Source organism: Luteibaculum oceani, assembly GCF_007995015.1.
GTDB lineage: Bacteria > Bacteroidota > Bacteroidia > Flavobacteriales_D > Luteibaculaceae > Luteibaculum > Luteibaculum oceani.
Genome location: NZ_VORB01000009.1, coordinates 75290 through 88101, shown reverse-complemented (window position 1 = coordinate 88101; position 12812 = coordinate 75290). Strand labels below are relative to the sequence as shown.

At 41.9% G+C, this 12812-nt stretch carries 11 protein-coding genes; 5 read left to right on the top strand and 6 right to left on the bottom strand.

The genetic code is table 11. From position 1 onward, the window contains the following. Window positions 1-53: 53 nt before the first annotated feature. Window positions 54-1364, top strand: coding sequence for a DEAD/DEAH box helicase (locus FRX97_RS10150; RefSeq protein WP_147015103.1), 1311 nt, complete (start codon window positions 54-56; stop codon window positions 1362-1364). Window positions 1365-1617: 253 nt separating this feature from the next. Here the strand turns inward: FRX97_RS10150 and FRX97_RS10145 are convergent, their stop codons facing one another. Next, window positions 1618-2463, bottom strand: a complete 846-nt coding sequence (locus FRX97_RS10145) for a hypothetical protein (protein ID WP_147015102.1) — start codon at window positions 2461-2463, stop codon at window positions 1618-1620. A 94-nt stretch (window positions 2464-2557) separates the two neighbouring features. On the opposite strand from FRX97_RS10145, the gene FRX97_RS10140 reads away from it, so the two are divergent. The 4 genes from FRX97_RS10140 to FRX97_RS10125 are packed head-to-tail and all read left to right on the top strand — an operon-like array spanning window position 2558 to window position 8620. Then, a complete protein-coding gene (locus FRX97_RS10140; protein ID WP_147015101.1) occupies window positions 2558-3706 on the top strand; it encodes a DUF4856 domain-containing protein in 1149 nt (382 codons plus the stop codon). A gap of 15 nt (window positions 3707-3721) precedes the next feature. After that, window positions 3722-4840, top strand: a complete 1119-nt coding sequence (locus FRX97_RS10135; RefSeq protein WP_147015100.1) for an imelysin family protein — start codon at window positions 3722-3724, stop codon at window positions 4838-4840. Continuing rightward, a complete protein-coding gene (locus FRX97_RS10130) occupies window positions 4833-6167 on the top strand; it encodes an HTTM domain-containing protein (RefSeq protein ID WP_223266611.1) in 1335 nt (444 codons plus the stop codon). The genes FRX97_RS10135 and FRX97_RS10130 overlap by 8 nt, the downstream gene beginning before the upstream one ends. Beyond that, window positions 6164-8620: a TonB-dependent receptor domain-containing protein gene (locus FRX97_RS10125; RefSeq protein ID WP_147015099.1), complete on the top strand. Its 2457-nt coding sequence runs from the start codon at window positions 6164-6166 to the stop codon at window positions 8618-8620. Before FRX97_RS10130 ends, FRX97_RS10125 begins: the two co-directional genes overlap by 4 nt. Here the strand turns inward: FRX97_RS10125 and FRX97_RS10120 are convergent. From FRX97_RS10120 to pyrR, 5 genes are read right to left on the bottom strand one after another with little or no spacing between them, the layout of a single operon-like run. Continuing rightward, complete coding sequence (locus FRX97_RS10120) at window positions 8617-9306, bottom strand: response regulator transcription factor (protein WP_147015098.1); 690 nt, start codon at window positions 9304-9306, stop codon at window positions 8617-8619. The two genes, FRX97_RS10125 and FRX97_RS10120, sit on opposite strands and share 4 nt — an antisense overlap. 35 nt (window positions 9307-9341) lie before the next feature. Next, complete coding sequence (locus FRX97_RS10115; RefSeq protein ID WP_170227103.1) at window positions 9342-10253, bottom strand: ribonuclease Z; 912 nt, start codon at window positions 10251-10253, stop codon at window positions 9342-9344. Next, window positions 10243-10593 carry a hypothetical protein gene (locus tag FRX97_RS10110; protein ID WP_147015096.1) on the bottom strand — a complete coding sequence of 117 codons (351 nt, stop codon included), beginning with the start codon at window positions 10591-10593 and terminating at the stop codon, window positions 10243-10245. The genes FRX97_RS10115 and FRX97_RS10110 overlap by 11 nt, the downstream gene beginning before the upstream one ends. Beyond that, window positions 10590-11531: an aspartate carbamoyltransferase catalytic subunit gene (locus tag FRX97_RS10105; protein ID WP_147015095.1), complete on the bottom strand. Its 942-nt coding sequence runs from the start codon at window positions 11529-11531 to the stop codon at window positions 10590-10592. Before FRX97_RS10105 ends, FRX97_RS10110 begins: the two co-directional genes overlap by 4 nt. After that, a complete protein-coding gene (gene pyrR / locus FRX97_RS10100; protein WP_147015094.1) occupies window positions 11528-12076 on the bottom strand; it encodes a bifunctional pyr operon transcriptional regulator/uracil phosphoribosyltransferase PyrR in 549 nt (182 codons plus the stop codon). Before pyrR ends, FRX97_RS10105 begins: the two co-directional genes overlap by 4 nt. Window positions 12077-12812: the final 736 nt, after the last annotated feature.

Genomic DNA, 12812 nt, shown 5'->3' with positions numbered 1-12812 from the left:
ATTCCCCTAACTCCTAACCCTAGACCCTACACCAAGTATCCTAGCTTTGCAACATGAATGATCCAATAAAAACCCGAGAACAAATTCTTAACAAGCTGGGCATTTCAGCGTTAAATGAAATGCAAAAGGCAGTAGATGAAGCCTATCCTCATCATTCGGAACTGGTTTTAATTTCTCCCACTGGATCTGGAAAAACTTTAGCCTTTCTCCTACCCATCATAGAAAACCTTGAGGAAAAAGAGGGTATTCAGGTGTTGATTATGGTTCCCTCGAGAGAATTGGCTATTCAGATTGAACAAATTATAAGAAACATAGGATCGGGATATAGAGCTTTAGCTGTTTTTGGAGGTAGGAGCAGCAATAGAGATAGAACGGCATTGCAAAGTACTCCGAGTATTTTGGTGGGAACTCCCGGAAGAATTGCGGATCATTTAAGAAACGAAATATTAGATTTTTCCTCCGCCCACACCTTGGTGCTCGATGAGTTTGACAAGTCTTTGGAAGTAGGTTTTGAAAATGAAATGCGGGAAATATGTTACCATTTGGAGAATGTATCACACAAAATCCTAACATCGGCAACAGAATCCACTGAGATCCCAGTTTTCATAAACCTGAAGAAACCTTTTAAACTCAAATTCGAGAAGGACCAAGAACCAAGGTTGAACCAAATAAGAGTTACTGCCAAAAAAGGAAATAAGCCAGTTGCTTTGGCTGATTTACTTAAAAGTTTTGGAAAGAAAAGAGGTATTGTTTTCTGCAATTTCAAGGATAGCATTGCAGACATTAGCGATTATCTGCATGCCGAAGGAATTAACCACGCCAAATTCTATGGTGGATTAGAGCAGTTAGATCGCGAACAGTCTTTAATTAAATTCCGAAATGGAAGTTGCAACATACTGCTAGCAACAGATTTAGCTGCCAGAGGATTAGATATACCCGAATTAGATTACATTATTCACTACGAACTGCCTCAGCGAGAAGATGCATTCATACACCGAAATGGGAGAACGGCTAGAATGCATGCACATGGTACGGCATACATCCTGCACGAATTAGGGACTTCCCTCCCACCATTTATACCAAAGCTGCCGGCTACAGAACCATCTAAGGCTTCCGGCTATGCTCATCCCACCATGGAAACGCTGTACATCACAGGCGGTCGGAAAGACAAAATATCCAAGGGTGATGTCGCTGGGTTATTTTTAAAAGAAGGAGGCCTTAACCCAACAGACTTGGGCTTAATAGAACTTCACGACCATTGTACCTATGTGGGAATAAAGGCTAGCAAGGCAAAAGGCATGGCCCAAAAGCTAAATAACAGCCGACTAAAAAAGAAAAAGGTTAGAATTAGCCTTTTACGTTAGGAGTTTACTCATTGTAAATTGTGAACTGGTAGACTGGTAGACTGAATACGGTCAACGCTATTCAGCGCTAAACAACTACTGACCATTAACCACTGACCATTGACTATTCACCTCTCCCTCCTAACTCCTTACACTTAACGCTTAACTCCTACGCCCTTGTTCTCTCGATACAACCACGCCTCGTTACCTCGTCGTGGCCACTCGAGAACCGTAAATCGCTACCGAACCCCTCTTAACTCCTGACTCTTAACCCCTAACTCTTAACTCCTAACACCCAATCAATCAGTCCTGGCATAGGACGCTGAATAACCTTTTTAAGCTCCAATCCTGCTTCTTCTAAAACCTGCTTTAACTGGTCTTGAAAATAAAAAGCAATGGAGCCCACAAAAAAGCATTGTTTGGGACTTTGGGGATAGCAGTGAATGAAATACTTAACGTAATCTCTAAACGATTGCTTTACAAGTTCTCCAAGCTCGGGAAACTCGCTCTGGTACTTAGAAAGTAGCGGAACAAAAGACCCAAACACCTTTGTTACCGACTCCTCACCTGCATATAATCTAGTAACTATCTCTTCCTCGGAGGGTTTATGAGCTTCAAGGGTTTCCAATAAGGTGGGACTGAATTCTTTTTCTAACCACGCCTTGAGAAACATTTTTCCCAAATAGGCGCCAGAACCTTCGTCTCCCATTAAATAACCATAGGAAGGCCTGCTGCGCACAAAAGCTCCATTTTTAAATAAAGCAGAATTGGCTCCGGTTCCCAAAATACCAACAACTCCATCGCCATTACCCACCGTTGCATAGGCGGCTGCATACAAGTCGCTACGGACCTCTATTTTAGTTGCCGAAGGAAATCGTTCCTTCAACAAAGTTTGAATTAACTGCTGATTGCTACCGGTTGAGCATCCTGCACCATAAAAATAGATATGCTGGGGCTCGATATCCTTAAAAGGATCACCATTCAACTCCTCTATTATGGCATTTGTAGATTTTGTATTGGGATTTAACCCTTTCCCCGTCCATTCCACCGTATTCCCATCACCCTCTAAATAGGCCCAGTCTGCCTTGGTTCCGCCGCTATCGGCAACAAGTATTTTCATGCTAATTTTAATTCAGTCTAAATAAAATACCTAATTCTTGGTATTGTCCACCCTCCCCTTGCGAAGTAGATTTGCCTCGAAATTAATAACCCAAATGAAAAAACTAACCTTACTTACCGCCTTATTTTCTGCTGTAGCATTTACCGCTTGCCAGCCAGATGAAAAACCACAAACGAGTACCCCTACCGCTCCTTCCACCTATTCCTTTACCAGAAACGGAGAAAGCACCGTATCCTACACCGGGCAAGAAGAACGCATTGCCATGTTAACTGCCATTGGATCTTACCTTGGTAATGTTAACACGGGAGGAACAGTAAACGCTTCTCAACTAAAAGATATGTTTGCCAATTCCAACGGTGCCTTTGCAACGGAAGGATACAGCAAGCAATTAAAAAACAAATGTGCCAGCGTTGAAGATGCGGCCTTTTACGAAGCTTGGTTCGAAAAAACAGATTCTATCTCCAAGTTACAAGCAACAGCCGCAAACGGTAAGGCTGGATTACTTCTTAAAGAAGGATCTTCTTCTGGATACCTTTTTGATGAAAATGGTTTAGAGCCAAGACAAATCATTCTTAAAGGTCTTATGGGATCTGTGTTCTATTATCAAACCGTTGAGCACTACCTATCGGTAAATATCCTAGCCGACGACAACAATAATATCGTAGAGGGTAAAAACTATACCCAAATGGAACACCACTACGACGAAGCGTTTGGATACCTTGGAATTGCTCCCGACTTAAGCAATGCCGACACCGATCCAAAAGACCAAACTCGTGTAAACTTTTGGGGAGAATATGTTGTTAAACGCCATGTTGCGAACGACTCTTACAATATGCCTGGTATTAATGAGAGACTTCTTAATGCCCTTATTAAAGGTAGACACGCTATTGTTTTAAAACAATACGATAACAGAGATGCTGCAATTGCTGAAATCTCTATTATCCTAGAACAAGTTTGTGCAAACAATGCTTTAGCATACCTAGAAGATGCAAAAGACGATACCGATGTTGCAGCCCGCCTTCACCACCTTTCTGAAGCTGTTGGATTTATGATTGCCATGGAAGGACATAGAGATGGGGCAATAAGCGAAGCCTTATTCCCGAGAAAATCTAACCAAGCCAAAGTAGATAGCGCACTTGCTATAGTTGGACTTAACAGTAATCTGTGGGAAGTGAGCAATAGCGACATAGACATGGCCATTACCCACCTGGTTGAAGCTTTTGGTAACAACCCATTAAAGTAAAAAGAAACTAACCCTATGCGTATAAACAAAATCATATCTGGATTAGCAGTGCTCCTTACGGGGGCATTGCTTTTATCCTCTTGCGACGAGAAAAACACACCACCGGTAATTTCAGATTGTGTTTTCGATTTGCAGGGAATGCAAGCTTCATATCGTTTGGAAGCTGCATCAAGGAGTGAGGCTATTCAAGCGGCAGTTGGCAGAATCCATACCGAATTGGTAACCAAATTTGCCGAAACCCCAAACCAAGCTAGCTTAGATCGAATGCGAGAAGATTTCGTCAACGCCTATCTTCTTTACCAAGGGTTTGCAGGATTTGATATTGGCCAGGGATTTGATTATCGCGAGGGCACCTTTTTTAATGAGTGGGCCAACACCTTCCCTACCAATACCGACAGCATTGAAACCAGAATTAGTCAGGGGAAGTTAAACCTAACCAATGCCTCACGCTTACTACTTGGTTTTCCAGCCTTAGAGTACATGCTATACGGTATAGAACCCACCGACGCAGAAATCATTAATAGGTACCAAAATGATGGCAATGCTGTTATGATGGGCATTCGTCAAGCGTTTTACTTAGAGCAGCTTTTTAGAGATATAAACGAGTTTTGGACGGGTGACGAAAGTGAGTTTTTTAACCTTAGCTCAGGTTCTGGCGATGGTTCACCTCTTGCTTTAATGGTTAATAGCCTAGTAAAAGATTTTGAGTTCAATAAAAACTTCAAACTAAAAAGTCCGGCAGGGAGATACAACGGAGGAAACCCACAACCGGAACAGGCGGAAGGGAAGTTTATGGATAAAACCATATCGCTTGCCAAAGCTAACTACCAATACAACAAAACCCTTTTATACGGCACCAACAGCAATGGCGAAAGCATTTCAAACGGAATACTAGCCTATGTAGAGTGTATAGATCCTACCGTTTCTGCTGCCATAACCGACCAGTTTAACTTTATCGATGGGCTATGGATGGAATTACAAGACCCCTTTTCGGAAATCGTAAATGATAGCCAGAAATTAGAAAAGCTAAACATTCTAATAAACGAATTGCAAAAACTAACTCCAGCACTTAAAGCGCAAATGACTTCGGTGCTAAACGTTAGAATTACCTATCAGGATAACGACGGTGACTAAAAGCCAAATAACATATCGCTTAAACGAAGCTACTCACCCCATAGGTCTTGCAATTTTCCGCATGGCCTTTGGGGCTTTGATGCTTTTTAGTGGTATACGTTTTTGGTCTAAAGGTTGGATACAGGAATTTTACGTAGAACCCACCTTCTTTTTCAAATATTACGGTTTCGAATGGGTACAACCCCTGCCCGAGATTGGATTGTACTTGGTGTTCACCCTCATGCTCCTCTCTAGCCTCGGAATTTTACTCGGATATCGATATCGCATAGCAACCCTGCTATTTTTCCTAAGCTTTAATTATTTCGAATTACTCGATAAAACCTATTACCTCAACCATTACTACCTCATTAGCCTGCTTTCCATTTGGTTAATGATTATTCCTACCCATAAAACGCTTTCATTGGATGCTAAAGCAGGGCGTGTTGCAAACACCGACGTACCTCGTCTTTACATCTACCTTCTGCAATTTCAAATTGCGGCCGTATACTTTTTTGCGGGCATGGCCAAGGTTGCCCCAGACTGGCTTTTTCATGCAATGCCCATGAAAATTTGGCTAAGACAATTTGATCCTAACAGTTTTTTAGGTCTGGTAATGCATGCCCCCATTGTGGCATTTATCGCCTCTTGGTTTGGTTGTATTTACGATCTCTCCCTACCCTTTTTGCTCAGCTTTAAAAAAACCAGACCCCTTGCCTATGTTGCGGTAATTGTATTTCACCTTGCAACCTGGGTCTTATTTCCCATAGGGGTGTTCCCCTTTGTAATGATAGGCTTAACGCTAATCTTTTTTCCAGCTGAAACCTGGTTAAAAGCAGCAGACAAATATTTGCCTCGTGTTAAATCTTGGTTAAATATTTCAGCAGTAAAAAACACTTTCTCGCCCAGGTTAATTTGGATCATTATTCCACTTATTTCATGGCAAATTTTGTTCCCATTAAGATCGTGGATTTATCCTGGCAATGTGTATTGGCACGAACAGGGATTTAATTTTTCGTGGAGAGTTATGCGGGTGGAAAAAGCCGGTATAGCTACATTTTACGTAGAGGATAAGGAGACAGGAAAAGAATGGGAAGTACTCAACGAGGAATACTTAACACCGGTTCAGGAGAAGATGATGGCGGTGCAACCCGACTTCATTCTTCAGTACGCTAAATTCTTGGCCGAGGAATATAAATGGCGGCACGATATTAAGAATCCGGTGGTTACAGCCGATGTTTTTGTCACCATGAATGGATCGCCGTTGAGACGGTTTATAAAAAGCGATGTAAATTTGCACTCCCTTAAAGACGGATGGAGTCATAAAACTTGGATACTTCCGCAAGAATGAAAGCACTTAGAATTGCACTATACATATTAGGGTTTCTTGCGGGAACAACGGGTTGGGCTCAAATGTCTGATCCGCCGACCAAGCTATCGGGTGTGGTAATCGATGAAATGGGAAACCCCATTCCTGGCGCCAGAGTTAGTCTTATTAATTCATCAGAAGCAATAACAACCACCGATTTATACGGTAGGTTTACTTTTAATAGGCTTGCACAGGGTAAACAAGTACTGTTGGTATACAGCTTGGGATATGAACCCATTACCGATACGCTTATTTGCACACACGCCTCGCACCAAAAGGTAGAATACAATTTAAAACCGCTTGCAGCACAACTGGCCGAACTAGAAATAGCTGCCGATAGGCCCGAAATTCTAGAGCGTCTCCGTACCATAAGAGGTACCATGCTTTTTGCTGCCAAAAAGAATGATATCGTAAGGCCTGATGATCTCGTTGCCAATACGGCTACCAATAATGCACGTCAGGTGTATGCCAAGGTTTCTGGACTAAACATTTGGGAGAGTGATTACGGTGGAAATCAATTAGAAATTGGTGGACGAGGATTAAGCCCTAGCCGTACATCCAACTTTAATACTAGGCAAAACGGGTACGACATTAGTGCAGATCCGCTTGGATATCCAGAAACCTATTACAGCCCTCCTACCGATGCAATAGACCGAATTGATATAGTGCGTGGTGCCTCTTCCCTTCAGTTTGGGAGCCAGTTTGGAGGAACCATAAACTTTATACTTAAAGATCACCCCAAAGACAAAAAACTACACCTCAACAGCAAGCAAAGTGTTGGGTCTTTCGGGTTATTCAATAGCTATAATTCATTTGGGGTTAAATCTGGAAAACACCAGGTCTTCGGATATTTTAATCATAAGAAATCGGAAGGATGGAGAGCGAACTCTGCCTCGGAGAACAACACCTATTACTTTAAGTACACCCTGCAAAGCACTCCGCAATTAAAATTGTCTTTTTCGTATACCGGGAACAGATATCTTGCCCAACAGCCAGGGGGTTTAACTGATGCGCAATTTGAGGAGGATCCTACTCAGGTAAATAGAAATAGAAATTGGTTTGCTGTAGCTTGGAATTTACCCGCATTTAATGCCACTTGGAAACTTTCTGATAAAACCTCCATTACCCATAATACCTATGCGCTTGTTGCAAGTAGAGATGCACTAGGATTCTTGGCCACGCCAAACGTAGCAGATCCAGCCGAGCAAGCATCTAATGAAGAGTTTAGAAAACAACGGAATTTGATTTCCGACCAGTTCAATAACTGGGGAACCGAAACTAGACTATTACAGCGCACTCAAATTGGAAATTACGAAACCGCTTTAACCGCAGGTGTAAGAGCTTATAAAGGAAAGAACCATAAACAGCAAGGATTTGCCAGCTCGGGGTCTGACGCTTCATTTAAATACATCAGCGAGGACTTTCCTGGTATTTCTGATTACAACTTTAATAACACCAATTACGCTGCTTTTGCGGAGGCTTTAATTTATCCCACCAAAAAACTAGCGCTAACCTATGGTGTACGTTACGAATTTATTGATACACAAGGGAATGGCGTTTACCGCAATTTAGTTCGCGCTCCGAACAACAGCATTCTTATAGATGAGCAAATTGAGGATGGAATGGAGAAAAGAAGGGATTTTGCCATTCTTGGATTCGGTGCTGCCTATAGAATTCATCCAAGCCTGGAGCTTTTCGCCAACTTCTCACAGAATTACCGCTCCATTACTTTTAATGATGTAATTGTAAGAAACCCGGCGTTTAGGGTAGATCCTAACATAGAAGATGAGCGTGGTTACAATTTGGACTTAGGTATAAAAGGCATGGTATTACCTGGAGTAGGGCTCGATTTTACCGCTTTCTATCTTAAATACGCCAACCGTATTGGGCTTCTATTGGCAACAGACTCCGAAACATTTCAAGTGTACCGCCTTAGAACTAACATAGGGAAAAGCAACACCTTTGGGTTTGAAAGTTTAATTGAAATAAAGCCTCTGGAATGGATGCATTACCAAGGGGATTTAAATATTTCGGCCTTTGTAAATGCTTCGGTTTTAAAAGGTAGGTACAACAGCACGGATCCCACTATAGATGGAAATAAAATTGAGTTGGTTCCCGATTTTATTTTTAAAACAGGAATTAAACTGGGATATAAAGAGTTTCAGCTTTCTGCCCAGTACAGCTATGTTAACGATCATTTCTCTGATGCTACCAATGCCTTTGAAACGGCGAACAGCATAAGTGGTTTAATTCCATCCTATAATGTATTAGATATAGGATTGCGTTACAACTACAATAAATGGACTTTAGAAACCGGGGTTAATAATGCTGCAAATGAAAGCTACTTTACCCGCAGAGCAACTGGATATCCTGGACCTGGAATCATTCCTTCTACTCCAAGAAATTACTACTTTACTTTAGGATTTACCTTCTAAACCCTCGCCTCTCCTGAGAAGAGGAACTTATTGGGGCTTACCAAATTATTTTTAACCGCATACATCACAATGGCTGCCGTGTTGTTTACTCCCAACTTGGTCATGATGTTTTTTCTGTGCGTATTTATGGTGTGGCTAGATAAGAATAGTTTTTCGGCTATTTGAGTGGTTGTGTTACCCTCTGCTATTAAGAGAATGATTTCTTGCTCTCGTTGTGTAAGTGCAATAGGAGCGCAGGAAAAGGGAGCTACATCAATATTCTGAACCTCAATTGCCTCCTTTTGGATGGTTTCGAGAATTTTACCACAGAAAAATTTAGATCCTGCCGCAGTTTCTTTAACGGCATCTCTTATTTCCTCTATATCGCAATCCTTTTTGATGTAACTAGTAACACCACTCTTAATCGCGTTGGTAATGGTAAATCCAGATTGATCGTAGGTAATTGCCACAAATTGCAGCTTGTTATTGATTTCCCTGCTTTGAGGTATGGCGTCTATCGTAAAACCTGGGCTGGTATAATCTATTAGTACCACCTCGGCAGCGGTGCTTGCTGCTTTGGCAACCAAATCATCGCCATCTACAGCCTCGTCTACCACACTGTATTTCTCAGTGTCGCTAAACACGTTTCTCAATCCAATTCTAATTAACTGGTTGCTATCGGCTAGTAAGATTTTGATGGGCTGCATTCTGTTGTGTTGCAATTATTAAGAACGATTCAAAATTAGACATTTATTACCATTCCATCATAAGCTAAAACCACATTATTGAAAAAAGGTTTTGCCTCCTCTAAAAATGGTTGCAGGTTATTATACCGCGCCGAAAAATGACCAATTACTAATTTTCTAGCGTTACACAGCATAGCAATCTGGGCTGCATCCTGCGAAGTACTATGTCTTGTTTCCAAGGCTCTTTTTTTATCCTCAACTAAAAAGGAAGCCTCGTGGTAAATAACATCTACATCTTGAATGAAGGTGGCAATTTTGGGATAATATGCCGTATCCGTACAGAAGGCGTAGCTTTTTGGGGGCTCAGGATCTTTGGTTAAAAGCCTGTTAAGTATTCTATTGCCCTCTTCATCAATGTAGTCCTGCCCTTGTTTAATTCGATCTATCCAGTAATGCGGTATTCCAAAATCCTCCCCTATTTCGGGTCTATAAAGACGTTTTTTCGGCTTTTCTTCAAACAAAAATCCTGTTGTGGGCACCTTGTGTAACAATGGAAACGAATAAATTTCGAAAGTACTGTGCTCGATAATCAGCTCCTTGTGTTCTGTTTGGGTCTCTACAAACCTTAACGGATACCGAAGATTAGAACGACTAATTTCCACCATGCCCATAACCGCTTTTTCGAGGCCGGGAGGTCCAAAAATGGTAATGGGTTTAGATCTTCCCAATAAATGAAGGGTAGAGATTAACCCCGGTAAACCGTAAAAATGATCGCCGTGTAAATGACTAATAAGAATGTAATCTACCTTTTGTAGACGAATGGAATTCTCTCGGAGGCAAAGTTGAGTTCCCTCCGCACAGTCGGCTAGAATATAAGTATTGTGAAGGTTGATTAATTGGGCAGTAGGATTCCTGTCTCTTGTCGGAACAGCAGATCCACTGCCTAAAATAGTAACCTTAAATTTCAAAATCCTCCCCTCCCAGTTCGTTTTCCATTTTTACCATAAAGAGCATATCAGCAGCTTCTGGCACAGTTGGAACAACATTTATCGTAAGAGATTCTTGTTCATTGTATAACTCATAATGCTCCTCACCAGCTATCCAAACTAGGTTTCCTAATTTACCAAGTCGATTAAGTTCATTTACAAGGTCATCGGATAGGGTAACAGTAGCCTTACTTAAGTCTACCAAAATATCGGGTGCAGCCGCTTTAATTTCCTTTTCCAAAAGATTTAGAAGGGAATCATTTAACGGATACGCTCCTACCTCCAGTAGGATATAATTGTCGGTTTTTTCCTTCCTAATCATTCGCTTTTCAATTTTATTTTGGATGCAAGCAAATACAATACAGCCATGCGGACCGCAACCCCGTTTTCTACCTGTTCTAGAATGATAGATGAATCGGAATCTGCCACATCGGAGGTGATTTCCACTCCTCTATTTATAGGTCCTGGATGCATCACTGTAATGGGTTTTCCAATGCGATCTAGTCGCTCCTTGGTGAGTCCAAACATATTGCTATACTCCCTAAGTGAAGGAAAATATTTGTCTTTTTGACGTTCTAATTGGATGCGTAGCATATTTGCGACGTCGCACCAAGCTATTGCGTCATCCAAATTGGTGCTAACTTCTACGCCCAGCTCGTGGATATGCTTAGGAATAAGAGTTTTTGGCCCGCAAACCATTACCTCTGCTCCTAATTTTTTAAGACAGTAAATGTTAGAGAGTGCCACTCTAGAGTGAAGAATATCTCCAACGATAACCACCTTTTTTCCGGCTACGGTTCCCAACTTTTGCTGAATGGAAAATGAATCTAATAGCGCTTGAGTAGGATGCTCGTGCGTACCATCTCCAGCATTAATAACGCAAGTATCAACGTTTTTGCTTAGGAATACTGGCGCCCCGGGGTTGGGATGGCGCATTACCACCATGTCTACCTTCATGGCCAGCACATTATTTACCGTATCAATAAGGGTTTCGCCCTTTTTTACGGAAGATCCCGACGCCGAAAAATTAATTACGTCTGCTGATAATCGCTTCTCGGCCAATTCAAAAGACAACTTGGTTCGGGTAGAGTTCTCAAAAAATAGGTTGGCAACCGTTATATCTCTTAAACTCGGCACTTTTTTAATGGGGCGATTGATCACCTCTTTAAAGTTCTTAGCCGTATCCAGAATTAAATGAATATCCTCTGCACTAAGTGGTTCTATTCCCAGAAGGTGATTTACGGATAACTCCTTACTCATGCCGATTTATTTGGTATGTATAAAACTACTTGATCTTCTTGCTCGGTACCTTTCCACTCCACCGATACGCGCTCCTCAACAATAGAATCTATCTGCCTGCCAACGTAATTTGGTTGAATGGGTAAATCCCTATGAAAACGTCTATCAATAAGGCACATCAACTCCACAGATTTTGGGCGTCCGAAGCCTAGCATGGCATCCAAGCCTGCCCTGACCGATCTTCCGGTGTACAGCACATCGTCTACCAAGACAACATCTTTGCCTTCTATTAAAAAGTCTATTTCCGTTTTATTGGGTTGTAAAGGAGAATCTCTTCGACGGAAATCGTCGCGATGGAAAGTGATATCAAGAGATCCCAATTCTATTTTACGACCGGTTATTTCGGAGCAAATATCTACTATGCGTTTCGCAAAATATATCCCTCTCGGCTGCAAGCCTAGAATCGCAGTATTAGAAAAATCATTGTGATTTTCTATGAGCTGACGGGCCAATCGCTTAAGCGTAAGATCTATCTGCGTGCTATTAAGAATTGTAATTGGAGTCATATCTGTATTGGCAAATATAAATTACTGAGTGGTTATTCAATTGATTGAAGTAGGTATTTATTCACCACGGATTACTCGGATTATTCCGAATTGTTTTTTGGATGAGGGATGAGGGGATGAAGGGATAAAGGATAAGGAGTGGATGGGTTTAGGTGTTTTTGGGGAAGTCAGTGGTTAGTGGTTAGTGGTTAGTGGTTAGTGGTTTGGTTGATAGCTCGTAGCTGAAAGCTGAAAGCTGAAAGCAGGATGCGAATTGCTTTGGAGTTCTCGGTTCTCGAGTGCACACGCTTTGGCGTGGGTGTATCGAGAGAACGGGAGCAGAGCGATGATGAGAATGAGTTGTTGATGGGCCTTATTCTCGCACTGTTTCTCGCTCCGGTAAACGGAGATTCTCTCTTCGCTACGCCATATTCGAAATGACCGCGTTGGTTTGGTTGTCAGTGGTTAGATCGTAGCTGAAAGCTCAAAGCTGGAAGTTAAAAGCTGAAAGCACCAAATAAATGCAGTCTGGGATATCAATTCTGAGTTCTCGAGTGCACACGCTTTGGCGTGGGTGTATCGAGAGAACGGGAGCAGAGCGAGATTAGGTCTGAAATAAACCCAATGACACACTTTAGTGAACGCAACCATCACCTAGGGGTCCACCCAGTATACCAGTTATCCAGTACACTAGTACACGAGAAAAATCAATCGCTAGGCCTTTTTCATCCCCTCATCCCCTCATCCCTTCATCCCT

Coding starts and splice junctions, on each gene's coding strand:
- pyrR (WP_147015094.1), bottom strand. CDS start 12,076: ATGACTCCAATTACAATTCTTAATAGCACGCAGATAGATCTTACGCTT.
- FRX97_RS10145 (WP_147015102.1), bottom strand. CDS start 2,463: ATGAAAATACTTGTTGCCGATAGCGGCGGAACCAAGGCAGACTGGGCC.
- FRX97_RS10150 (WP_147015103.1), top strand. CDS start 54: ATGAATGATCCAATAAAAACCCGAGAACAAATTCTTAACAAGCTGGGC.
- FRX97_RS10125 (WP_147015099.1), top strand. CDS start 6,164: ATGAAAGCACTTAGAATTGCACTATACATATTAGGGTTTCTTGCGGGA.
- FRX97_RS10105 (WP_147015095.1), bottom strand. CDS start 11,531: ATGAGTAAGGAGTTATCCGTAAATCACCTTCTGGGAATAGAACCACTT.
- FRX97_RS10110 (WP_147015096.1), bottom strand. CDS start 10,593: ATGATTAGGAAGGAAAAAACCGACAATTATATCCTACTGGAGGTAGGA.
- FRX97_RS10140 (WP_147015101.1), top strand. CDS start 2,558: ATGAAAAAACTAACCTTACTTACCGCCTTATTTTCTGCTGTAGCATTT.
- FRX97_RS10120 (WP_147015098.1), bottom strand. CDS start 9,306: ATGCAGCCCATCAAAATCTTACTAGCCGATAGCAACCAGTTAATTAGA.
- FRX97_RS10135 (WP_147015100.1), top strand. CDS start 3,722: ATGCGTATAAACAAAATCATATCTGGATTAGCAGTGCTCCTTACGGGG.